This window comes from Actinoplanes aureus (assembly GCF_015704865.1).
GTDB lineage: Bacteria > Actinomycetota > Actinomycetes > Mycobacteriales > Micromonosporaceae > Actinoplanes > Actinoplanes aureus.
In genome coordinates this window covers 168,979-191,854 of sequence record NZ_JADQTO010000012.1, presented here as the reverse complement: position 1 = coordinate 191,854, position 22,876 = coordinate 168,979, and the positions used below count along the sequence as shown (strand labels likewise).

Below are 22,876 nucleotides of genomic sequence, written 5' to 3'. Positions count from 1 at the left end.
CCCTCCCCATTCGGGCGGTGGGTGCCCGCCGCGGGGCGTGGCGTTCGCGCCCCCCCCCCCCGCGACGTCGATTGTTGACAATCCGGCCGGATGAGGCGTGTATTGGTAGGAGTCTCTACGGGGGTAGGTATGACGATGAGATTCGTACCGAGGCAATCAGCACTGCGGCATCGGACCCGGCGGCTCGCGGCCCAGATCGTGGCCATGGTGGCGGCGAGCGCGGGCGTGGTCACGGCCGGCGCCGCTCCGGCGCACGCCGACACCTGGTCGGGCTGGTGGTATCTGAAGAGCGGATACGTCGGTTCGTGTATGGCCACCGACTACAGCACCAACGTCTACGTCTTCACGGGCTGTAATGGTCCGCAGCGGTGGCAGTTCCAGTATCTCGACGCGTACCCGGGATACGCCGTGATCAAGAACGAGGCCACCAAGTACTGCCTCATGCAGTTCGACTACTTCCGGGTGGTCAGTTCGCCGGCCTGCGACGGCGCGAACGCCGGGTTCCGGTGGCGGTGGTACAACAGCAACAATCTGCAGAGCGCCAACACGGGCGGCTTCCTGCGGATCGTCCCCGGATCGAGCGTGGTCGGCCTGAACGGCTACCCCGACACCCGGTCGCTCTGGTTCATGCACGGCTGAGGACGTGGTCGCGCGGGGCAGATGAGGTGGACGCGCTTGCCATGATGGACAGATGCCTGTGTCGCGTCGCACGCGTCGCTGGATCATCACGTTCGCGTCGGCGGTGTCGGTCGCGGCCTTCGGCACCCTGGCCGCACTGCTGTGGCGCCTCGGTCTCGACGAAGCCGACCAGCTCGCCAGCGTACTGAGCCTCTTCGTCGGCATCAGCAGTCTCAGCGTGGCCGTCGTCGCGATCGCTCAGGTCCAGCGCGCGAGCCGGCAGGTGGCACCGGCGGCGAGGCCGGGCAGCGTCGTCGAAGTGACGACCGCGTGGGGCCCACGCCGGATCGACGATCCGCTGCGCCAGCTGTTGATCTCGACTGAACGCGCCTGCGACACGGCGTCGAACCCGCTGCTCGGCGAGCGTCGTACGGAGGTGTCCACCATCTACGTCCGGCAGCGGGTGGAACAGCCACGGGAGCGGCCCCGGCAGGAGTTCCGCAAGCGGAAGCGGGACCTGTTCCTGCCGATCGAGCAGGAGCCGCACACCATCGCGGTACGCCGTACCTTCGCCAAGGCGTTCGACCGGCACCGGCACCTCTATCTGGAGGGCGGACCCGGCACGGGCAAGTCGACCACCGCACGCCAGGTGTGCCGGCAGCTCGCCGCAGCTTGGCTGGACGGAACGCCGGACGCCCTGGAGCTGACCGGCACACCACTGCTGCCGCTGCTGGTCTCGGCCCGCGGCCTGGCGGGTGCGATCGGGCTCAGCTGGACCGAGAAGATCGCCAGCGCGGCCCGGCTCGAGCTGGCGGCGCTGTTCCGCGGTGAGCTGCCGGTGGAGCTGCTCGACGACGCTGTGGACGGCGTTCCGTGGATGATCGTCGTCGACGGCATCGACGAGGTGCCCGGTGCCGAGCGGGATGCGGTGCTGGACATGCTGGCCGCACGTACCGGTGACGCCGCCTACCGCTTCCTGATCACCAGCCGGCCGCTCGTCGGCCATGCCACGTCCGTACTCGGCAATCCGGAAGTCGGCCATTACACGCTCATGCCGTTCGACGCGGCCTCGCTTCGCGAGTTCACCCGCCGCTGGTTCACCGACGACGAGGGCGAGGCCGACGAGGACCGCATCACCGGTTTCCTGACCGAGATCTCCGCTTCCGGAATGGCGGACCTTGCCGCGGTCCCGCTGATGGCGACGATCGCCATCAGCGTGTACCAGCGTGACCCGCGGCACCGCCTCCCCCGGAGTCGATACGACCTGTACGACCTGTCACTGGCCCGGCTCCGGCAGGCCGGCCGCAGCCGTCGCACGGACGCCCGCTCCGCGCTCCTGGCCGCGCTCGAAGAGGAGCCACACGGTGAGGTGATCGCCAACGGCCTCTACCGTCACCTCGACGACCTTCTGGAGAGCATGGCAACGGTACGGGTGAGCAGCCGTGATCCGCTCCTGCCCGTTGCGCTGGACCGGCTCCGGCAGCTGATTCCGGAGGTCGCCGAGGCACCACCGCCCGACTGGGACACCGATGTCCTCGATGCCCTGATCACCACCGGCGCGGTCGTCGCCCGCAGTTCCGGCCTGGACTTCATCCACCTGAGCTTCGCCGAGCACCTCGCGGCCCGGGTTCACGCGCGCGAGTTGAGCGCGGAGTTCGACCCGGAGAACGGAACGTGGCAGCGCTGGATAGATCGGGCGGTCGCCGGGCAGGACCCGGTTGCCATGCGCGTGCTCATCAGCTGGACCCACAACCACGACCCCAGCGGCCTGCTGGACTGGTTGCTGACCGCCCTTCGAGAGCATCGCCTGCTGGCAGTACGCCTCGTCGGCGAGGGCACCGACGTGTCGGAACCTCAGCTCGACCGGTGCCTGGTGGAACTCGGACGAACGTCCCTGGGCGTGGGTGTGATCGGCCACCGCGACGACAAGCGCCTGCTGCGGAGCCTGCCTCCGAGTGGCCGGCTCAGTTCCTGGCTGTACGAACGCTTGGCTGCGAGTGCCGGGCAGCCACAACAGGAAGTCCTGATCGCTCAGATACTCGCCGAACGCGAGCCTGGCGCGCGGCCCGACATGGTGCGGCGGATCAGGCGGCTTTTCGACGACGATCCGCACCAGACGACGCGGATGCTGGCCGCCAACGCGCTGCACGAGCTCGCCGGTGGGCGGAGCGAAGCGGTGGTGGCGGCCCTGCGGCACATGCTCGGCAATGGTGCCCTGGATCTGGGCGACCAGATCGAGATCGCTTCCTCGCTCCTACAGACCGAGGGTGAGGCTACGCCGGAGATCCTGAACCTGCTGGAATCCGCGGTGGCCGACAACGGCGCCTCGTCCTACGACCGGCGGAGAGCCGCCGAGCTGCTGGTCGAGGCGGACAGTGACCGGCGCGCACAGGTCCTTGGCCGGATGCGCGACGCGCTCTCCACCATCGTCGCGGACGGATACGACGCCGTCATGATCTGTAAGACGATCATCTCATTGGCGCCGCATGGTGCAGACGATGCAATCGCCCGGCTCTGGAGCATCTTCACGGATACCGCCGAGGACGCGGAAGCCAGGTCCGAAGCCTTTCGAGCCCTCCTGGAAGTCGGCGGTCAGCATCGGCAACGCCTGGTTGCCGAAGTGACACGCCGATGTGACGGCCTCCCCGCCGACCTGATCGATCCTCATCGCTTCCTCGACCTGATCTGCGCGATGGGGGACGACGTCCGACATGCCGCGATACCCCGCGTGATCAAGGCGGCGACGTGGATGGAGCCGAGGTTCCGACCTGGACTGTCGTGGCGATTTCGCGAGCACCCAAAGTCCCGCCAGGAACTGCAGGAGCGACTGCACGAACTCGTTGTCGCGTCACCGCCGGGAAGCATCAGGCACGCGTGGCTGGCAATCAGCTTAGCCGGAGCGGACATCGCCTACCGAGGGCCGATCGCCTCTGCTCTCGAGGTCCTACTCACCCCGCCACTGCATCGCCAGCACCTCGTCGAGGCGATCTCCAACCTCGGCGAAGTGGCCCCCTCGGTGGCCGGCGCCATAGCAGACCGCCTGGTCCCGCTTCTGGCCTCGGACGAGTCGGACCTGTTCTCAGCCCGGCACGTCAGTCACATCTCGTGGGTCGTTCCCGGCCACGCGGAGGCGGAGGAGATACGCCTGAGCTGGGAAGATGCCCGTGACGCCAGGACACCGGCGGACCAATTATCGCTCTTCGGCCGCGGTCTGGCGGCGGACCCGCGATTGCGTGAGGCCATGCTGAACCGAATTATCGAGACGGTCACCGATCGCCGACTGAACGTCGGACTGCGCTTCTATGCGATAGGTCAATTGCGGAGGTCCACGTTTCAGACGCCTTCGATGGAATCCGCACTGCGGGAATTTATCGCCGACGATGCCGTCGATGGAATCATCCGACATCGGGCGGCCTGGGTGCCGTGGATGCATGGTACGGATACGCTGGCCCGGCACGTCCTGACGAAAGTCGTGGAGGACCCCTTCACTACACCGCAGGATCGCGCGGACGCTCTCGGACGCATGCTGGAGAGCAACTGGGGCGACCGGCACGTCCTGCTGGCCGAGCTCGGCCAAATTGGTTCAGTCGGCTACAACGCCACCAAGGTTCGAGCCAACGCGTTCGTAACACTCGCCAAGTACGGCTACAGCTTAGAGCGAGCTCGCGCCCACCTTCTCGGCATGCTGGCGGCACCACACGCCACGCCCGGGGAGCGCTGCCTGATAGCTACAGGTCTGGCCTCCATCACGATGCCCGAAACGCGAACGGCCTTCGCCCGAACGTTCATCACCACGATCGCCGCAGGCCTCGACTTCGATGACGGCGACGAGCCTGAGCTTGTCGTTTGTACTGCCCTCATGTTCTGCCCCGAGCGCCCTGCAATCGTCTTGCGGTGGGCGCTGTGGGCACTGGAGCAACGCCACCCGTACACAAGTTCAGCACTCGTATTCCTGATCTCCCGAGTGCATCCGTCGCCTGACGACCTGCCGCCCCGGCTCGACCATGTTCCGGAGCGCGCGGAGGAGGTCGACGAGCTGCTCTGGCGCGAGCAGTTCACGACACTCCTCGGCCCTGACCAAGACCCGGCGGTCGCGGCAATGCTGCGTCGCTGGCTCGGCACGGCCGTCCTCCGCCCGGAACACCGCCTGGAGATCCTCCGCCGCCTCATCGGACACGACGTGGACGACATCAAGCATGCGGTCGACGCGCTGCGCGACGCGATCAGACGTCCGTCCGACACACAGGAGCCGCCGACTGTCCCGCCGCTCGACCCGCTCGGCGCCGCGAACCACCTCTACACCGACTTCATCACGGAGCGTGCCGCCGCGATCCAATTCCTCAGCGCCGTCGCCAACGACCCGGCCGAGGCCAGAGCCCGCAAGCGCACGGCACGAGAGATCATCCGGCGATCCGGCGGCCCTCGAGCCTTGCGCGACCTGGCTCTCCTGCTGGAGACCACGCTCGCTGATCCCCGCACCGACCTCGGAACCCGTATCGACACCGCGCTGGAACTCACCGCGATCGGATCCCAGTACATCGACACCGTGGTATCCGTGCTCCGCCCGCACCTCGGCGATCGCCGGCCGGCGTGGCGCCTGCGGGTCGCTGAGACGCTCCTCGCCATCGACCGCACCGCGAACGACGCGGCCACGGCGCTGTGCGCCCTCGCCGCCGACCGGGCCGTCCACCGCCCGATCGCCATCCAGGCGGCGCGAACGCTCAACGACGGCGGCCCACCGCACAAGGAGGCCCTCGTCACCGCGCTGCGCCGCAGATTGCGCGACGCGCGAGAGCCGCGGGAAGTCGTCTGGCTGCACGATCTGCTCGGCGAAGTGCTGCCGGCCGCCCAGGCGGACGCCGTCACCGCGCTCCGGCACATCGCCGCGAACGGTGAGACCCTGCCGAGGATCGAAGCCGCCGCGGCACTGCTCGGGCGCGGCGAGGAGGCGGCAGCCGCCCAGCACATCCTCGCCGCGGTGGCCGACGACGCTGCCGTACCCGGGCACCTCCGGGTCCTCGCCGGGCGGCGTCTGGCGGTCCGGCCGGGGCCGTACACGGATCTGCTGACCGGGCGTTTCCTCATGCTGCCCGGAGCCGGGAACGCCGATCGCGTCGATGCCGCGGTCGTTCTTCTGCGCTTCCCCGGCGAACCCGGCGCACGAGCCGGTGCCGCGCTGCGCGCTCTCGCGGTCGACCCCGGCACTCCCCCTCGGCCCCGTCTCGCCGCCGCGGAGGCTCTGGCCGGCCACCGCGACCCCGCCGGTCAGCGTTGCGCCCGCTCCGTCTTCGCCGATCTCTGCGAGGAGCCCTCGGTGCATCCCTACCTGCGCTGCCGAGCGCGGGCCGCCCTCGGCCGGCTCGATCCCACGCAGGCGGACAAGGCGGTTGCCGTCCTCTGGGAGATGGTCACCACCGCACACGTCGGTCTTTCCCACCGCTGCTGGGCCGCCGAGGCCATCGCCGAGCTCTCCGACGGCCTGCGACGCCCGGCCCGCGACGCGCTCGCGGCCGCCGACGGCGACCACCTCGACGCGCGAGCCCGGCGCCGGCTGCACCGATCGGTGGCGCTCGTCGACGGCCGTAGTCAGGCCGATGAGACGTGACTGCCCAGAACCGGCATCTCGTCGACGCGCGTGCCGGGCTGCCACGGCCAGCGGTGGTACCGGTCCGGCCACACGATCTGCAACGCATCTACGGCGGCGCCGGTGAGGGCGTAGAACTGCGCGGCGACGGGAAGGTGGCGGTCCGGCTCGCTCACCGCGACGAACTGGACCTGGTGTCCCTCGAGAACGTCGTCGGCATGTTGCCCGGCGACACACGTCCGTCGGCCCGCGATGATGTCGGCGGCGACGGAGTGCAGGGCGGGCCGCGAGATGTCCGGCGGCAAGCCGAACAGGATCAGCTCAGGGTGAGCGTGGTCCGTCAGGCCGATGGTGTACCAGCAGGTCTCCAAGGGAGTCGGCTGCGGCACGAACTCGAGGTACACCCCGGAACGCTGAATGGTCTCACCGATCCGCCGAAGCCCGCTGTCCTGTCGCCCCGCCGTCATCAGGCTCACCTTTCGCCGGTCGTCGTCGGTCCCAGCCACCGCTGCATACCCGGACGCCAGCCACTCACACTTTAGCGAAAGATCAAAATCTTGACCCGGGCCAGAACAGTCACGACAATATCCCTCAATCTGTTTTTATGCCGGTTCTAGGTGGAATCCAGTGGATGCGATATTATCCGGAGTTCTGACGCGCCTGGCGGGTCGGGCTGCTGAACACAGCATCGGTTCCCTACTACAAGAAGCAAACAAGGAACGGTACGAGCAGCAGCAGGTGGCGGGCCTCTACCTGCCGACGGGTGAAGTCGTCGACGGCGCGCTGACGGACGCTCAGCTCCGCAATATCGCGGCGTTTCTCGGCAAGCCTCCGGCCATCGCGGTATTGCAGGCGTATTACCTTGCCCTGGTGACCGGCGAAATTCACGAAGAGCTGGCTGACCGCGCGCGAGACGAGTTCGAAACGCAGGTGCAGAAGTGGTGCGTAAGAGGAGAGCCCGATGATTGGAGTTCTTACGCTGACGTAGTCTGGAGCCTGTCGAAGCGTTCACTCGAATCTGTCGCTCCTCCGCCGGAGTTCCTGCCGAACCTCAGCCTCGACGATCGCGGGCAGTTGCAATTCGCCGCAGTGCACCCACTTTTAGAGGGCGGCTCCATGAGCATGCCCGCCCATCTACGAGACATGCTCGCGGTAAGCTGCGACAACGACCGATTCACACGAGTCCGGCAGCTCGTGAGTGACATAACTCGGATCCTCCGGGAACCGGGTGGGACGGTGAGCCTCAGCCACACGAGGGTCAACTTCCTGGAATCCACGAGTCAACGCAGCATCGACTGGGACTCGCTGTACGTGGACCGCCACCTCGTGGTCGAGTCCAATGCGGCGGAACCGGTCCTGGCCAGCGAGGCGTTACTTCCGGCCACGAATCCGGTGCGGGCCGTCGTCATCGGCGATCCAGGCGTCGGAAAGTCGACGCTGGTCAAACGGCTCACCTCCCAGCTGGCGTTCCAGGAAGGCGCCCAGGCGCTGGTTCCTCTGGTGCTGCACTGTCGCCACTACGCCGTCCAGGCAAACACTTCCATCCTCGCAGCGATCAAGAGGGACCTCGAGGTCAACCTCTCGATCACGGTGTCCGACGAGGCCCTTGCGGACATGCTGAGCGTCGGCCGCGGATATGTGATATTCGACGGAATCGACGAGTTGCTGGACGTGCAACAACGCCAGACGTTCGTGAGCCGCGCTCAGGCTTTCTCGAAGAGATTTCCGTTGACCAGCATCGCCGTCACGTCGCGGCGTGTGGGTTACAGTCGATCTCGTTTCGACGCCGAATTCGTCACGTACGAGCTGAGGGAGTTCACGGAAGATCAGGTCGACGAGTACTCGACGAAATGGTTTGCCGTCACCGGACGCCCGGCTCTGGATCGGGTGCACTTCATTCATGAGCTGGCCAGCCTCAGCGACATTCAGTCCAACCCACTCATGCTTTCGCTCCTCTGCACGTTGTACGGAACACGCGGCTCGATCCCGCGCAATCGCCGAGAGGTGTACCGGGAGTGTGCCGACCTACTCTTCCGGCGATGGGACTCGATGCGCCACATCGAGCAGACAGTCGATCATGTCGAGTACGGTCTGCGCCTGATGAGAGACCTCGCATTCCTCTTCTATCGCAGCGGCCAGGCGGACGTCGGCATCGGTGAGGTCGCGGTTCGCACCCTGATTTCGCGATTCTTTCAGGATACCGCCGCGATCGATGACGTGACGGCCGTCATCCGGGCCCAGGAATTTCTGGACTTCTGCGCGGAACGCGCTTGGCTGCTGACGTCCATCGGTCGCGATCAAGACGGCCAGCGGCTGTTCAGCTTTACCCATCGGACGTTCTTGGAATACTTCACCGCCGAAGCCATGACGAGAAACGCCGGCTCGATAGAGGAGCTGGTCGACGAGACGGCGAACGCTTTTCACCGCGATCCCAGCTCGGTCATCCCGGAGATCGTCATCCAAGCCGCCGAGGACAAGGTCACGGGCGGTGCGTCGCTGGTTCTGTCGGGCCTGCTCGCGCGGGACCGCAGCCGCTCTTCCTTCAGGCACACCGCACTTTGCCTGCGAGGCCTCAACGCGGCGCCGGTGCCTCGCCGGATAACCGAGGACGCGCTTGCCAGGTTGTCCGAGCAGTGGCATGAGACCCAGATAGATCTGGACGAGTCATCGATTGCCCTCCTCTCTCTGTATCGTGACCCGAGGTCGGTGTTCCTGGGCTCGGTTCACGAGCGCCTCAGAGCGCTCGACAACGCCCGATCAGCCACGCAGGCGATCTCTGAAGGGCGATGCCTCCCCTACGATCTCCTGCGATGCTGGAGCCGTTTCGCCTTGGCCGGACGAACCGCGCTGTACGAAGAGGACTGGCAGCGGGCCGTCGAGTCCTGCCTGGATTGGGCGGCGACCCATCTGGCCGACGACCTCGGGCTCGACGATGGCGTCCGGTCGTTGCTGGTTTTGAGCGGGCGGCGACGCCTGGCCGCAAGCATGGGCCTGGTCAGCTCTCCGAACTTCTTCGTACACCGAGTCGGCGGCGAGTTCGTCCCCGGCGTCGGGATGCGACTGGTCAACCAATTGGGAGGAGGGTCTGACCTCATCGCCACCGATCAAGCCGACCTGGCCGTCGTCGAGCGATGGCTTCCCGGACCGACCCTCAGTCCAGCCGTTTCGGAGGGCATCCTGCGGGTGGCGCACGCATACCTTGACTTCGGCGGTGACCGCTCCGGAATTCCGCTGGTGCACCCGGTGAACCGCGCCCTGCTTCTCTGGCTCGCGTTCATCGAGTTCGAGGCGACACGACGCCTCGCGTTGACGGGGTCGATCGTGTCGCGCGAAGCCGAGCTCCACGTGATCTACCGAGCGATTGCCACGCGCGCACATGCGATCGGTTTGCGATCGGCTCCCGCGGTGGTGGACATGGTCGCGGCTTTCTCGCCGAGTGAGCTGCGCAACCACGTCGATGTTCCGGACTGGGCCAAAGGTTGGTGCGCGGGTGTGTTCAACCTGACCCGCCACCCGAATGCCCGTGAGGAAGAAGGGCGGGCGCCACTCGGTGACTGGTCGGCCGAGTTCGACTTTCTCGACCCCGCGTAGCGTGACGGGACCGTCAACGGCCGGCGGTACGGAGCGCGGCTATCCGGGCGGTGATCCGGTCGACGTCGGCGCGCTCGCCGGGTGGCAGCGGCGCGTCCACGCCATCACGCAGCGCCCCCGCCTCAGCGAGCAGCCGGGCCGCCTGCCGGGCATCACCGTCCAGCGCCGCCGCGCCGGCGAGTCCCTCGAGGGCGAGCGCGACGGCGCGCGGATCGCCGGTGCCGCGGGCCACCTCGAGCCCTTCGGCGTGCAGGGTCTTCGCCTCGCCGGCGTTGCCGGTCTGCTCGGCGACGAAGCCCAGCTCGGCCAGGAGCAGCGCGAGGCCCTGGCCGCCCGGAACGGCCCGGTTCCAGTCCAGCCACGCCTCGAGGTGGCGGCGGGCGTCGGCGTACCGGCCGGCCCGGCGAGCGACCAGGCCCAGCCCGAGCTCGGCGAACTGCCGCTCGTACGTGTTGGCGTGCGCGGTCGCCAGGGCGAGCGCACGCTGGTGCAGCTCCTCGGCCTCGGCCAGGTCGCCGGTCAGCATCGCGACGCGGCCCAGCCCGGTCAGGTGGTGTGCCGCGTCGGTGGTCAGGTCGAGCGCCTCGGCGGCCCGTACGGCCTCGCGGTGCAGCCGGCGCGCCTCGGGATAGTCGCCGGTGATCTGGGCGAGCGCCGCCAGGTTGTCGGCCGCCTGTAGCCGGCCCCACGCGTCGCCGAGTCGTTCGAACGTGGCGAGGGCCTCGTCGGCGTCCTTGCGCAGCCGGCTCAGGTCGCCGGCGAACAGCGCCGCCGTCGAGCGGGTGGTCAGCGCGGCGGCATGCAGCCACTCCCCGGGCCGGGTCCTGGCGATGACCAGCTCGATGAGCGCCGCACCGGCCGCCTCGTCGCCGAACGCGGCCTGGGCATGCGCCAGGAACCAGGCCGGCAGCCCGTCGGCCGGCGCGACGGCCGGCCCGGGATCCTGCTGGGTGAAGAGCGCGAACCCGGCCCGCCACGCCGGGACCGGCCCGAGCGACGGCGCCGCGGCGAACGCGCGATGGGCCTCGCGGTACCGGCCGCGCAGGAACCACCACCAGGCCGCGGCGTCGAGCAGCCGGGCGGCCCCCTCACCGGTGGCGGCTGCCAGAGCCGCGGCCAGGTTGGCCGACTCGGCGTCCAGCCGGCGCAGCCAGTCGCCCTGGGCCGGCCCGTGCAGATGGGGGCGGGCCTGTTCGGCGAGCCCGAGGTAGTACGCCACGTGGCGGCGCCGCAGCAGCCGCGTCTCGCCGGCCTCGGCCAGGCGTTCGGTGGCGTACGCGGCGACCGTCTCCAGCAGGCGGTAGCGCGGGACGTCGTCGGTGACCGCGACGACGAGCGACCGGTCGACCAGCCGGGCGAGCACGTCGAGCGACGCGGGCGGCCCGGACACCGCCACCGCCGCCTCCAGAGTGGCGCCGCCGGCATGCACGGCCAGCCGGCGCAGCATGGCCCGTTCGTCGTCGTCGAGCAGGTCCCAGCTCCAGTCGACCGCTGCTCGCAGGGTGCGCTGCCGGTGCGCGGCGTCCCGTGGCCCGCCGCCGAGCACCGCGAACCGGTCGTCCATCCGGCGGGCCAGTTCGGTGACGCCGAGTGTCCGGACGCGGGCCGCGGCGAGCTCGATCGCCAACGGGATGCCGTCGAGCCGGGCGCAGATCACCTCGACCGCCGGCCGGTCGGCGCGCACGCCCGGATCGGCGGCCCGGGCCCGCGTCTCGAACAGCGCCGCGGCGTCGTCCGGGCTCAGCGGTGCCACCGGGAACACCACCTCGCCGCCGACGCCGAGCGGTTCCCGGCTGGTGGCGAGGACGCGCAGGTCGGCAACCGCGCCGAGCAGCCGGGAGACGACCGTCGCGGCGGCGTCCACGACGTGCTCGGCGTTGTCCAGCACCACCAGGGCGCGGGCGCCGGTCAACGCGGCGGCGATCCGATCGGCCGGGTCGCCGGAGCGGCCCCGGGTCTCGTCGCGCAGGCCCAGCACGGCGGCCAGCCGCTCGGTCACGGCCGAAGCCGGCGCGCCGCGCGGGAGACCCGCGAGCTCCACCAGGTGACCGGTGTGCGCGGCGGCGAGCGCGAGGCGGGTCTTGCCGACACCGCCCGGACCGGTCAGCGTGACCAGCCGGGCCCGCGCGAGCGCGGCCCGGACCCGGTCGCGGTCGGCGTCCCGGCCGATCAGCGGGGCGAGCGGTGCCGGCAGCCGCGGCGCGACCGTGGGCACGCTTTCCCGCGTGAGCACAGCCCGGTACGCGGACTCCAGCTCGGGACTCGGGTCGACGCCGAGTTCGTCGGCCAGCCGGCCACGGAAGGCAAGGAACGTCTCGATCGCCTCGCGTTGCCGCCCGGCGCCGGCCAGGGCCCGCAGGTGCGCCGCGAGCAGCCGCTCGCGCCACGGGTGCTGCGCGACCGCGGCGGTAAGCTCGCCCGCCAGCGCGGCGTGGGCGCCGAGTTCCAGCCGGGCCTCGACCCATTCCTCGTACGCGAGAAGCCGTTGCTCCTCGAGCCGGCCCGCCGCCGAGCGGGCGAACGGCTCGTCGCGCACCTCGGCGTACGCCGGTCCCCGCCACAGGTCCAGCGCCCGCCCCAGCAGCTCGGCCCGGCCGGCGGCATCGGGCGTACGCCGGGCCCGCTCCACCAGGCCGGTGAACTCGGCCGCGTCCAGCGCCGCCGGGCCGATCGCGAGGTGATAGCCGGCCGCGCCGTGCCGGATCGCGTCGCGGCCGACGATCCGGCGCAACTGTGACACCTTGGTCTGCAACGTGTTGGCGGGGTTGCCGGGCGGCGCGCCGCCCCAGAGGTCCTCGGCCAGCCGGCCGGCCGGCACCGGGTCGCCGGCCCGCACCAGCAACGCGGCCAGCAGTGCCCGCACCTTGGCCTCGGGAACCTTGACGGGTGTGCCGTCGGCCGCCCACACGGCGAGCGGGCCCAGCACCCCGAAACGCATGGTGCCAGGCTAGCCCGCAGCGGATCGTGCGTGGACCGTGCGTGGCCGGGACCACTGTGGCCGCATGACTGTGATCGCCTCGCCCCGGGCCGGTGCCCGGGAATGGCTCGGCCTCGCCGTGCTCGCCCTGCCCACCCTGCTGCTCGCCCTCGACATCACCGTGCTCAACCTGGCGATCCCGCACCTGAGCACCGACCTGCGGCCGAGCGGCAGCGAACTGCTCTGGATCGTCGACGTCTACGGCTTCATGATCGCGGGATTCCTGGTCACCATGGGCACTCTCGGCGACCGGGCCGGCCGGCGCCGGCTGCTGCTGTTCGGCGCGGCCGCGTTCGGTGCGGCGTCGACCGCTTCGGCGTACGCGAGCAGCCCGGAGATGCTGATCGCCGGGCGTACCGTGATGGGTGTCGCCGGTGCCACGCTGATGCCTTCCACGCTCAGCCTGATCAGCTCGTTGTTCCGCGACGCGCGGCAGCGCGGAGTGGCGTTCGGTGTCTGGGCGGCCATGTTCTCGGCCGGCATCGCGCTCGGCCCGGTCGCCGGTGGGCTGCTGCTCGAACACTTCTGGTGGGGCTCGGTGCTGCTGCTCGGCCTGCCGGTGATGCTCCTGCTGCTGGTGGCCGGGCCGCTGCTGCTGCCCGAGGCGCGTGATCCGGCGGCGGGCCGGATCGACCTGCCGAGCGTCGCCCTGTCCCTGGCGGCGATGCTGCCGGCGGTCTACGGGATCAAGAAGCTCGCGACGCACGGGCCGGGCCTCGCCACGGTGGCGGCACTGGTGGTGGGCGTCGCCGCCGGGCTGCTCTTCGTCCGCCGCCAGCGCCGGCTCGCCACGCCGCTGCTCGACCTGACGTTGTTCGCCCGGCCCGCGCTGCGCGGCGCCCTGCTGGTGCAGTTCGTCGCGATCGGTACGGTGGCCGGCGTCTACCTGTTCATCACCCAATATCTGCAGGTGGTGGCCGGCCTGTCGCCGGTACGGGCCGGCTTGTGGATGCTGCCGGCGGCCGCCGTGCTGGTCGTCTTGTCGCTCGTCGCGCCGCGGCTGAGCAGCCGGTTCGGTGCCGGCCCCGTGCTGGCGGCGGCGCTGGCGGTGGGCGCCGCCGGCTACCTGATGGTGTCGCTGGTCGGTGTCGCCGGGGAGGCCGGCCTGCTGATCGCCGGCTTCGTGCTGGTCTACACCGGTACCGGTCCGGCGATGGCGCTGACCACCGACCTCGCCGTGGGCGCGGCGCCGCAGGAGCGGGCCGGCGCGGCGTCCGCGCTCAGCGAGACCAGCTCCGAGCTGGGCGGCGCGCTCGGCATCGCGCTGCTGGGCAGCCTCGGCGCGGCGGTGTTCCGCTCGTTCGACGTGTCAGGCGACACCCTGACCGCGGCGGCCGCCGCCGACCGGCTGGTGGCCACGGACGCGTTCACCGCGGGCATGCGGGTGGCCGCGCTCGCGAGCGCGGTGCTGGTGCTGGTCACGGCCGTCGTGGCGCGCCGCCTGCGCGACTCCTCGGCACCCGCGCCCGCGGGGAGCTGACGGAGACGCACCGATCCGGTGCGGGCACCTTGCCGACGGTCGGCAACGTCCGGGCCGTGCTGTCGGCCGGTGCGCGCCCTGGCCGCCCGGAGCACCGGCGGCGACGGTTGAGGTGCGGCCGCTACGCCGCCGATCCCGGAAGGAGGATCATGCAGCACTGGACCGTTCGTGACGTGATGACCAACCAGATGCTCACCGTCGCCGCCGATGCGCGACCCGCCGAGGTGATCACCGTGATCACCACCCACGATGTGAGCGCGCTGGCCGTCGTGGACGCCTTCGACATGGTGATCGGCGTGCTCACCCGTACCGATGTGCTGAACGCCATGGTGTGGCGCGAGGAGCCGCGTCGCGGTCTGCTGGCACGGTGGCGCCGGGCGGAGCCGGAGTTCGGCTGGGGCCGGGCCACCGCGGACCAAATGATGAGTACGCCGGCGGTCACGGTCGCGCCCGGTGCGACGCTCGCCCAGGCCGGCCGCAAGATGCGTCGTGCGGGTGTGAAGCGGCTGCTGGTGGTGGACCACCGGCAGCGGCTGCTGGGTGTCGTCGCCGCCGCGGACCTGCTCAAGGTCTTCGGGCGTTCCGACGACGCCGTCCGCACCGACGTCCGGGCCGCGCTGGAGCCGGCCGCGGCGGCCGCGGCCGCCGCGGTGCGGATCGACGTCCGCGCTGGTGTGGTGACGCTGACCGGCCGGACGAACGACCGGTCGGCAGCCGTTCTGCTCCAGGATCTGGCGTGGGCGGTGCCCGGTGTCGTCGACGTCGACGCCGATCTGCGGGTCGAGCCGTCCGCCGCGGCACCGAAGGCGGGGCGGGCGGATCCGGACGCGTGGTGGGTCGCGCTACGGCAGGGCAGCGCGGAGCCTGTCCTCGTACCGTGAAGGGGGTGGGATTTTTGATGGAACGGAAGGGCTAGCGTGTCGGACTCCGCACGGGCGCGCCGGGAGCAGCCGTCGGCCGAGCAGCGCGCCTGGCTGGCCAAGGTCGCCGAGGGCGCCAGCCGGGACGCCGGCGGCGTGCCGGTGGAGCTTCTCGGCGACTACCTGCCCTTGCTGGCCGACGCGGCGGTCGACGGCCGCCGGCCGAAGCGCGCCGAGCTCGAGGCGGTGGGCCGGCTCGGCCGGCAGGCCGCTCGCCAGGGGATCTCGGCCGGGCGGGTGGTGCAGCTGTACCTGTCCGCCGCGCGGCGCCTGTGGCAGGAGTTGCCGGCCGTCGTGCGCTCGCGCGACCGCGAGGAGGTCCGCGCCGCCGCTACCGCGGTGCTCGCCGTCATCGACGACGCGGTCGCCACGCTGGCCGAGGGCTACAACGAGTCACGCCGGGCCCTGATCCGCCGGGAGGAGACGTCGCGCCGGGAGATCATCGACGATCTCCTGCGCGGCGACTCCGACCTGGGCGGGCTGGTCGAGCGGGCCGAGCCGTTCGGACTGGACCTGGCCCGAGTGCACCAGGTCGCGCTGGCCGCGCCGAACCGCCGGCTGCCGGACACCGACGCTGCCATCAGCGCGCTGGAGGCGGTGATCTTCGACCGGCTCGGCGACCGGGACGTGCTGGTGGCCACCAAGGACGGCCTGCTCGTCGTCCTCGCCCCGGCGAGCTCGGCGCAGGCCGAGCGGGCCGCGCCGGTCCGCGACGGCGACGACCTGGGCCTGCTGATCCACGGTGAACTGAGCCGCCTGCGCCATGGCCCGCCCTGGCAGGTGGCGGTCGGCCGGGCCTATCCCGGGGTGTACGGCATCGCCCGCTCCTACGAGGAGGCCCGCGAGGCCCTGACCATGGCCGCCCGCCTCAAGCTGGACGGCCCGGTGGTGGGTGCCCACGACCTGCTGGTTTACCGGGTGCTGCTCCGCGATCAGCCGGCCATCGTCGACCTGGTGTCCGCGGTGCTGACCCCGCTCGCCCTGGCGCGCGGCGGGGCGCAGCCGCTGCTGGACACTCTCGACGCCTACTTCCGCACTGGTGCCGTGGCCACCGAGACCGCCAAACTCCTGCACGTGTCGGTGCGGACGGTCACCTACCGCCTGGCCCGGGCGCGGACGCTGACCGGTTACGACCCGGCCGACCCGGAGCACCGCTTCACCCTGCAGGCCGCCGTTCGCGGCGCCAAGATGCTCAACTGGCCGACGGAGGCACTGCCCTCCCCCGGCTGACCGCGAAGGTGCTGGTGATCCATGCCGGGTCGGTGATCGCCGTGCCCACCACCACGGCGGTGGCGCCGGCGTCCAGAGCGGCCCGGACCTGCTCCGGGTGGTGATACCGGCCCTCGGCCACGATCAGCGCCGACGGCAGCGCGGCCGTAAGTGCGGCGACCAGCGCCAGATCGGGTCCGGCGGACGCCGGGCTGTGGGGGGTGTAGCCGGACAATGTGGTGGCGATCAGGTCGGCGCCGGCCTCGGCCGCCGCGACGCCCTCGGCCAGCGTGGAGACGTCGGCCATGACCAGGCCACCGGCGGTGTGCACCACGTCGATCGTCCGGCTCAGTGGTGCCCCGTCCGGGCGTGGGCGGGTGGTGCCGTCGGTGGCGACGACGGCCGCGCCCGCCGCGAGCACCCGCAGCGCGTCGTCGACGGTGGGTGTGATGAACACACCCGTCGTGCCCTGCTTGGTGAGCCCGATGACCGGCACCGGCACGGCGTCGGCGACGGCGCGTACGTCGGCGATGCCGCCCACTCCCCCGCACCGTACGGCGGTGGCTCCGCCCCGGACCACGGCCCGCGCCATCCGGGCGATGGTGGGCGAGTCCCGCAGCGGATGGTCCGGTCCGGCCTGGCAGGACACGATGAGACCGCCGCGGATCACCTCGGCGAACTGGTTGATCTTCATACCGGTGACTCCTGCCTGATCTCGCGGGCCAGTTGGGCGGCACCCAGCAGCGGGGCGTCCGTACCCGTGCGGGGAACGACGACCGGCACCGCGCGCAGCGGTGGCAGCGCTTCGGTATGGAAGGCCTCGGCGGTCGCCGGGGCGAACTCGGCGATGCCGTGCACCACCCCACCGCCGAGGGTCACCGCGTCCACGTCGACCGCCGCCACCAGGCCGGCGAGAGCCCGGCCCAGCAGGCGCGCCGCCGACCGGATCGCCGTGCCGGCGTCCTGGTCGCCGGCGCGCATCCGCGCGGCCACCTCGGTGAGCGGCCGCACCGGACCCGATGTCGCCCGGGCATACGCGGCGGCGATGGCCGGCCCGGCGACGGCGGCCTCCAGGTGGTCGTACCGGCCGCATCCGCACGGCAGTGCACCGGCGTCCGGGACGAGCAGATGCGCGATCTCGCCGGCCACCGCGTGCGGCCCCGGCACCAGGCGGCCGTGGCGAACCAGTGCTCCCCCGACACCGGTGCCGACTGAGACGTGCAGCAGGTGGGAGCGGTCGCGCACCGCCGGATCGCGGACGGCGCCGAGGGCGGCCGCCCGGACGTCGTTGGCGACGGCCACCGGCAGCCCGAGCCGGCCGGCCAGTTCGTCGCGGACCGGGGTGCCGGCCCAGCCGGGCAGGATCCCGGTCGCCGAGCGCACCACGCCGGTGGTGCTGTCGATCACGCCGGGCGCTCCCACCCCGACGGCCCGTACGGTGCCCTGTCCGCTGCGGGAACACAGTCCGGCGATGAGCTCGGCGACGACGCACAGAATGGCCGGCGCGCCGGACGGGGTGTCGACCTGAACCCGCTCGCGGATGACGTCGTCGTCCGTGACCAGTGCCGCGGCGATCTTCGTGCCGCCGATGTCGACCGCGGCGACCGCGCCGGTCACAGCAGCCCCGCGGCGACCAGGGTGCGCCGCACGTAGTCGGTCTCCGCGTCGTCGAGCGGGATCTGCGGCGGGGCGGTGACGGCGTGCCGGATGACGCCGCGCAGCCGCAGCGCGGTCTTGAACGCGCCGAGCGCCGAGGATCCGCGACCCATCCGGCTGGGCGCCGCGGCCCGGACGATACGCATCAGCCGCAGCAGTCGTTCCTGCTCGCGGGCGGCCTGGTCCCAGTCGCCGGCCCGGGCGTGGCGGTAGAGGGCCGCATAGCCGTGCGGGTCCACGTTGCCGAGGCCGGGGACCACGCCGTCGGCGCCCATCCGCAGGGCGCTGTCGACGGTCAGTTCCGAGCCGGTCAGCACACTGAACGCGGTGAGTCCGGCGTCGCGCCGGGCGACCAGCAGGTCGCGCAGCGCCGCGTCGTCGCCGGTGGAGTCCTTGAGCCCGGCGAGTACGCCCTCGGCGGCCAGCCGCAGCAGCATCTCGTGGTCCAGGTTGGTGTGCACCGACACCGGCAGGTCGTAGGCGTACAGCGGGGCCTCGCACTGCTCGGCGACGCGCCGCAGGTGCAGCTCGACCTCGGCCGGATGGGTGCGGGTGTAGAACGGCGCGGTGGCGACGATGCCGGCGCACCCGGCGCGGACCGCACGGCGCGCGTGGTCCAGAACTCGCAGGGTGGTCATGTCGATCGCCCCGATCAGCACCGGCACCTGCCCGGCCACGTGGCGCAGCACCGCGTCGATCACCACGGCCCGGTGCCCGTCCGGCAGGAAGGCGACCTCGCTGGAGGAGCCGAGGATGAACAGCCCGTCGACGCCGCCGGCGAGCTGGAAGTCGACCAGCCGCAGCAGCGAGTCGACATCGACGTCGAGGTCGGGCGTGAGCGGGGTACACACCGGAGGCACCACGCCGGTCAGCATCGGTGCGACGGCACCGTCGGGAGAGGTGGGGGCGGTGGCGGTGGCGGTCATGTCAGCTCCTGTACGGAATCCGCTCCGGCGCGGGGCAGATCCGATGGGTCGGTGATCGGGTGGAAACAACGGAAGCGGCCGTCGGCGTCGGTGGCGTACGGCGGCATCTCGGTGGCGCAGACGTCGGTGGACCGCCAGCACCGGGTGCGGAACGGGCAGCCCGACGGCGGGCGCACGGCGGAGGGAACCGGGCCGGTCAGGGGAATCGGGCGCATCGGGTTCAGCAACCCGGGTGCCGCGGAGAACAACGCCTGGGTGTACGGGTGACGCCCGTACCGGATCCGGTCGGCGGGCAGCTCCTCCACGACCCGGCCGAGGTACATGGTGACGATCCGGTCCGAGACGCGCCGCACGGTCTGCAGGTCGTGCGAGACGAACACCATGGCGAGCCCGAGACGCGTACGCAGGTCGAGCAGCAGGTTGAGGATCTGTGCCCGGACCGACACGTCCAGCGCCGAGGTGGGTTCGTCGGCGACGAGCAGGGCCGGTTCCAGGGCCAGGGCCCGGGCGATGGCGACCCGTTGCCGCTGGCCGCCGGACATCTGAGGAGGCAGCGCCTCGCGGGCCGAGGCGGGCAGGCCGACCAGGTCCATCAGCTCGGTCACCCGGTCACGCCGGTCCCGCGGGCTGCGCCGGCCCTGTACGTCGAGCGGGTCGGCGATGATCTGCTCGACGCTCAGGCGGCGGTTCAGCGACGTGGCCGGATCCTGGAACACCATGCCGACCAGGCCGCCGACGTGCCGCCGGCGCCGGGACGTGCTCAGCGACCAGATGTCCTCGCCGGCGAGGCGTACCGTGCCGCGGGTCGGTGGTTGCAGGCCGACCAGCACCTTGACCAGGGTCGACTTGCCGCAGCCGGACTCGCCGACCACGCCGAGAGTCTCGCCCGGTGCCACGGTCAGGTCGGCTGCGGTGAGTGCGTGCACCCGGGCCCGGTTGAAGACGGACCCGCCCGGGGCGCGGTGCTCGACGCTGACCCCGCTGAGTTCGGCCAGCGGATCCCGGCGTTGTTCAGTCATGGACGGCAACCTTCTCGGCCTCGATGCGCGCGGGGTGGTGGCAGGCCGTCAGGTGGCCGTTGACATCGGCGAGCGGCGGCCGCTCCTCCGCGCAGATCTGGGTGGCTCGGGGACAGCGGTCGGCGAACCGGCAGCCGGCCGGGAAGTCCGCCGGTGACGGCACGGTTCCGCGGATCTGGACCAGCCGGGGTGCCTGCGCCTCCAGCGACAGCACCGAGCCGAGCAGCCCGCGGGTGTAGTGGTGGGTAGGAGCGGCCAGCACCTCGGCGGTCCGGCCCACCTCGACGATGCGGCCGCCGTACATCACGGCGATCCGGTCGCAGACGTCGCTGACCAGGGCCAGGTCGTGCGAGACCAGGATCAGGGCGAAGCCGAGCTCGGCCCGCAGCCGCAGCAGCAGCTGGATGACCTGCGCCTGCACGGTCACGTCGAGGGCGGTGGTGGGCTCGTCGGCGACCACCAGCTCGGGGTCGCGGGCCAGGGCCATCGCGATCACCACGCGCTGCCGCTGGCCGCCCGACAGCTCGTGCGGGTACGACGACAGGGTGCGGCGCGGGTCGAGACCGACCAGGTTCATCAGCTCATCGGCGGTCCGGGTGCCGCCGCGCCGGATGACCTGTTTGAGCTGGGCCCGTACCGTCATCGAGGGGTTGAGCGCGGAAAGCGCGTCCTGATAGATCATCGCGATCCGGCGCCCCATCACCTTGCGCCGTTCCGCGGCGCCGAGGGTGAGCAGATCGGTGCCGGCGAACTCGATGGTGTCGCCGATGCGTGCGCCGCGCGGCTGCAGGCCCATCACGGTCAGTGCGGTCAGCGACTTGCCGCAGCCGGACTCGCCGATCAGTCCGAGCACCTCGCCGGGCCGCACGTCGAAGCCGACGCCGTCGACGATGTCCACGCCGTGGTGGCTGGCGGCGAAGCCGATCCGCAGGTCACGCACCGACAGCAGGGGAGGCAGGGTGACCGCCGGGCGTGCGGTGGCGGCCAGCCGTGCCGCGGCCCGCGCCAGGCCGGGCAGCTCGACCGCCGACTCGCGCTCGGCGTCCGACAGTTCCGTCGCGGCCGGTCCGGTGCCGGCCCGCCGCCGGCCGGCGGGCGCGGCCCAGGCGTCCGAGATGCCTTCGGCCAGGATGTTGAGGCACAGTACGGTGATCAGGATGAGCAGACCGGGGAAGAACGTGGCCCACCATCCCCGGCTGGCGAGCATCTGCTGGCCGTAGGCGATCACGCTGCCCCACGACGAGGCACCGGCCTCCGGCTGCAGACCACCGCCGATGAACGACAGCGAGGCCTCGAAGACGATCGCGTTGGCCACCATGATCGTGGCGTAGACCAGGATCGGCGCGGCGCAGTTGCGGGCCACGTGCCGCGTCAGGATGTGCCGGCGCCCGGCGCCGATCACCCGCTCCGCGGCGACGTAGTCCTCCTGGTACTGCGCGGCGACGTTGGCTCGTACCAGACGGGCGATCTGCGGGATCAGGACGAAGCCGATCGCGCCGACCAGCACCGTGATGCTGTCGTTGCCGTAGGCGACGACCAGGATCGCGGCCAGCACGATCGTCGGGAACGCCATCACGACGTCCAGCAGCCGCATGATCGTCTCGTCGGCGGCGCGGCGGCTGGTGGCCGCGATCGACCCGAGCAACGCACCCGCCAGCAGGGCGAGCCCGGCCGAGCCGAAGCCGACGATCAGCGAGCGCGGGGTGCCGGCGACGAGCCGGGAGTAGATGTCGCGGCCGAGCCGGTCCACGCCGAACCAGTGCTCGCCGTTCGGGCCGGTCGAGGGTGCGGCAAGGGCGACCTGGGTGGGGTCGTGGCGGATGAGCCACGGTGCGGCGACGCCGACCGCGACGACGAACAGGAGGAAACCGAGGCAGAGCTTGGCGGGCAGGGGCAGCCGCCGAAATCCGGCGATCATCAGTGAGCTCCTCGCAGGCGGGGGTTGGCCGCCAGATACAGCAGGTCGACGACGAGGTTCACCACGACGAAGCCGAGCGCGATGGTGATGACGAGACCGCGGGCCAGGCCGATGTCGTTCTGCTGGACCGCGCTCATGATCTGGGTGCCCATCCCGGGCAGGGTGAAGATCGCCTCGATGATCACGGCGCCGCCGATCAGGTAGCCGACCTGCAGGCCGAGGACGGTGAGCGGCGTCAGCAGGGCGTTGCGCAGCACGTTGCGGCCGACCACGACCATCGGCGGCAACCCGGCGCCGACCGCGGTGCGCACGTAGTCGCGGTCCAGTTCCTCCACCATCGAGGTACGCACCACCCGGGCCAGCGCGCAGCCGGTCGGCACGGCGAGCGCGACGGCCGGCAGGATCAGGTGCCGGAACCAGTCGCCGGCCGACTCCGACGGTGCGACATAGTGGCCGCTGGGCAGTGTTCCGCCGCCGATCGTGGACAGCCGCTGGATCAGCAGGATGGCCAGCCAGAACGACGGGATGGAGATGCCCGCCATCGACACCAGACGGGTGACCTGGTCCGGCCACCGATCGCGGTAGAGCGCACCGGTGATGCCGAGCGCGAGCGCGAGCACCACGGCCAGGCTCACACCGAGAGCGGTGAGCTGGAGGGTGACCGGCAGGGCGTCGCCGATGATGCCGCTGATCGGCGCGCTCAACGAGTAGGTCTGGCCCAGGTCGCCGTGCAGCAGCGCCCACAGGTAGTCGGCGTACCGGGCCAGCAGTGGCTGGTCCAGGCCGTTGGCCTGGTTGAACGCGGCGACCTGCTCGGCGGTCGCCTGGTCACCCAGCACCGAGAGGGCGGCGTCGTTCGGGGACAACGCCATGATCAGGAAGATGAACAGGATGATGCCGAGCATCAGCGGGATCAGCGCCGCCAGCCGGCGCAGGATGATGCCGAGGAACGCGTCCACCCGATGCTCCTTTCCGTGT

At 71.2% G+C, this 22,876-nt stretch carries 14 protein-coding genes; 6 read left to right on the top strand and 8 right to left on the bottom strand.

Annotated elements, in window-relative coordinates; all coding sequences use genetic code 11:
- Positions 1–135: 135 nt before the first annotated feature.
- A complete protein-coding gene (locus I4J89_RS25410) occupies positions 136–639 on the top strand; it encodes a ricin-type beta-trefoil lectin domain protein (protein WP_196416568.1) in 504 nt (167 codons plus the stop codon).
- A 52-nt stretch (positions 640–691) separates the two neighbouring features.
- The gene (locus I4J89_RS25405; protein WP_196416567.1) at positions 692–6,223 is read left to right on the top strand and encodes a hypothetical protein; all 5,532 of its coding nucleotides are present in this window, start codon (positions 692–694) and stop codon (positions 6,221–6,223) included.
- Here I4J89_RS25405 and I4J89_RS25400 read toward each other — a convergent pair.
- A complete protein-coding gene (locus I4J89_RS25400; protein ID WP_196416566.1) occupies positions 6,205–6,669 on the bottom strand; it encodes a DUF4262 domain-containing protein in 465 nt (154 codons plus the stop codon). The two genes, I4J89_RS25405 and I4J89_RS25400, sit on opposite strands and share 19 nt — an antisense overlap.
- 160 nt (positions 6,670–6,829) lie before the next feature.
- Here I4J89_RS25400 and I4J89_RS25395 point away from each other — a divergent pair, with 160 nt between their 5' ends.
- A complete protein-coding gene (locus tag I4J89_RS25395; RefSeq protein WP_196416565.1) occupies positions 6,830–9,793 on the top strand; it encodes an NACHT domain-containing protein in 2,964 nt (987 codons plus the stop codon).
- 13 nt (positions 9,794–9,806) lie between these two features.
- Here the strand turns inward: I4J89_RS25395 and I4J89_RS25390 are convergent, their stop codons facing one another.
- The gene (locus I4J89_RS25390; protein WP_230859553.1) at positions 9,807–12,731 is read right to left on the bottom strand and encodes an ATP-binding protein; all 2,925 of its coding nucleotides are present in this window, start codon (positions 12,729–12,731) and stop codon (positions 9,807–9,809) included.
- A 64-nt stretch (positions 12,732–12,795) separates the two neighbouring features.
- On the opposite strand from I4J89_RS25390, the gene I4J89_RS25385 reads away from it, so the two are divergent.
- The 3 genes from I4J89_RS25385 to I4J89_RS25375 all read left to right on the top strand — a co-directional run bounded on the left by I4J89_RS25385 (position 12,796) and on the right by I4J89_RS25375 (position 16,400).
- Entirely contained in the window at positions 12,796–14,250 is a 1,455-nt protein-coding gene (locus tag I4J89_RS25385) for an MFS transporter (protein ID WP_196416564.1), read from the top strand.
- A gap of 149 nt (positions 14,251–14,399) precedes the next feature.
- Positions 14,400–15,131, top strand: a complete 732-nt coding sequence (locus I4J89_RS25380) for a CBS domain-containing protein (protein ID WP_196416563.1) — start codon at positions 14,400–14,402, stop codon at positions 15,129–15,131.
- A 36-nt stretch (positions 15,132–15,167) separates the two neighbouring features.
- Positions 15,168–16,400 (top strand): PucR family transcriptional regulator, encoded by a 1,233-nt coding sequence (locus I4J89_RS25375; RefSeq protein ID WP_196416562.1) that lies wholly within the window; start codon positions 15,168–15,170, stop codon positions 16,398–16,400.
- On the opposite strand, the gene I4J89_RS25370 is transcribed toward I4J89_RS25375, so the two are convergent.
- From I4J89_RS25370 to I4J89_RS25345, 6 genes are read right to left on the bottom strand one after another with little or no spacing between them, the layout of a single operon-like run.
- Positions 16,363–17,073, bottom strand: a complete 711-nt coding sequence (locus I4J89_RS25370) for an N-acetylmannosamine-6-phosphate 2-epimerase (RefSeq protein ID WP_196416561.1) — start codon at positions 17,071–17,073, stop codon at positions 16,363–16,365. The two genes, I4J89_RS25375 and I4J89_RS25370, sit on opposite strands and share 38 nt — an antisense overlap.
- Positions 17,070–17,996, bottom strand: coding sequence for an ROK family protein (locus I4J89_RS25365; protein WP_196416560.1), 927 nt, complete (start codon positions 17,994–17,996; stop codon positions 17,070–17,072). Before I4J89_RS25365 ends, I4J89_RS25370 begins: the two co-directional genes overlap by 4 nt.
- A complete protein-coding gene (locus I4J89_RS25360) occupies positions 17,993–18,961 on the bottom strand; it encodes a dihydrodipicolinate synthase family protein (RefSeq protein WP_230859552.1) in 969 nt (322 codons plus the stop codon). The genes I4J89_RS25365 and I4J89_RS25360 overlap by 4 nt, the downstream gene beginning before the upstream one ends.
- On the bottom strand, positions 18,958–19,980 hold the full coding sequence (locus I4J89_RS25355) for an oligopeptide/dipeptide ABC transporter ATP-binding protein (protein WP_196416559.1): 1,023 nt from the start codon (positions 19,978–19,980) through the stop codon (positions 18,958–18,960). Before I4J89_RS25355 ends, I4J89_RS25360 begins: the two co-directional genes overlap by 4 nt.
- Positions 19,973–21,898 (bottom strand): dipeptide/oligopeptide/nickel ABC transporter permease/ATP-binding protein, encoded by a 1,926-nt coding sequence (locus tag I4J89_RS25350; RefSeq protein ID WP_196416558.1) that lies wholly within the window; start codon positions 21,896–21,898, stop codon positions 19,973–19,975. Before I4J89_RS25350 ends, I4J89_RS25355 begins: the two co-directional genes overlap by 8 nt.
- Positions 21,898–22,857 carry an ABC transporter permease gene (locus tag I4J89_RS25345; RefSeq protein WP_196416557.1) on the bottom strand — a complete coding sequence of 320 codons (960 nt, stop codon included), beginning with the start codon at positions 22,855–22,857 and terminating at the stop codon, positions 21,898–21,900. The genes I4J89_RS25350 and I4J89_RS25345 overlap by 1 nt, the downstream gene beginning before the upstream one ends.
- Positions 22,858–22,876 lie beyond the last annotated feature (19 nt).

What these genes read in the sequence shown, in the direction of transcription:
- I4J89_RS25410 (WP_196416568.1), top strand. Translation starts at nt 136, where the DNA reads ATGAGATTCGTACCGAGGCAATCAGCACTGCGGCATCGGACCCGGCGG.
- I4J89_RS25405 (WP_196416567.1), top strand. Translation starts at nt 692, where the DNA reads ATGCCTGTGTCGCGTCGCACGCGTCGCTGGATCATCACGTTCGCGTCG.
- I4J89_RS25400 (WP_196416566.1), bottom strand. Translation starts at nt 6,669, where the DNA reads ATGACGGCGGGGCGACAGGACAGCGGGCTTCGGCGGATCGGTGAGACC.
- I4J89_RS25390 (WP_230859553.1), bottom strand. Translation starts at nt 12,731, where the DNA reads ATGCGTTTCGGGGTGCTGGGCCCGCTCGCCGTGTGGGCGGCCGACGGC.
- I4J89_RS25385 (WP_196416564.1), top strand. Translation starts at nt 12,796, where the DNA reads ATGACTGTGATCGCCTCGCCCCGGGCCGGTGCCCGGGAATGGCTCGGC.
- I4J89_RS25380 (WP_196416563.1), top strand. Translation starts at nt 14,400, where the DNA reads ATGCAGCACTGGACCGTTCGTGACGTGATGACCAACCAGATGCTCACC.
- I4J89_RS25370 (WP_196416561.1), bottom strand. Translation starts at nt 17,073, where the DNA reads ATGAAGATCAACCAGTTCGCCGAGGTGATCCGCGGCGGTCTCATCGTG.
- I4J89_RS25360 (WP_230859552.1), bottom strand. Translation starts at nt 18,961, where the DNA reads ATGACCGCCACCGCCACCGCCCCCACCTCTCCCGACGGTGCCGTCGCA.
- I4J89_RS25355 (WP_196416559.1), bottom strand. Translation starts at nt 19,980, where the DNA reads ATGACTGAACAACGCCGGGATCCGCTGGCCGAACTCAGCGGGGTCAGC.
- I4J89_RS25350 (WP_196416558.1), bottom strand. Translation starts at nt 21,898, where the DNA reads ATGATCGCCGGATTTCGGCGGCTGCCCCTGCCCGCCAAGCTCTGCCTC.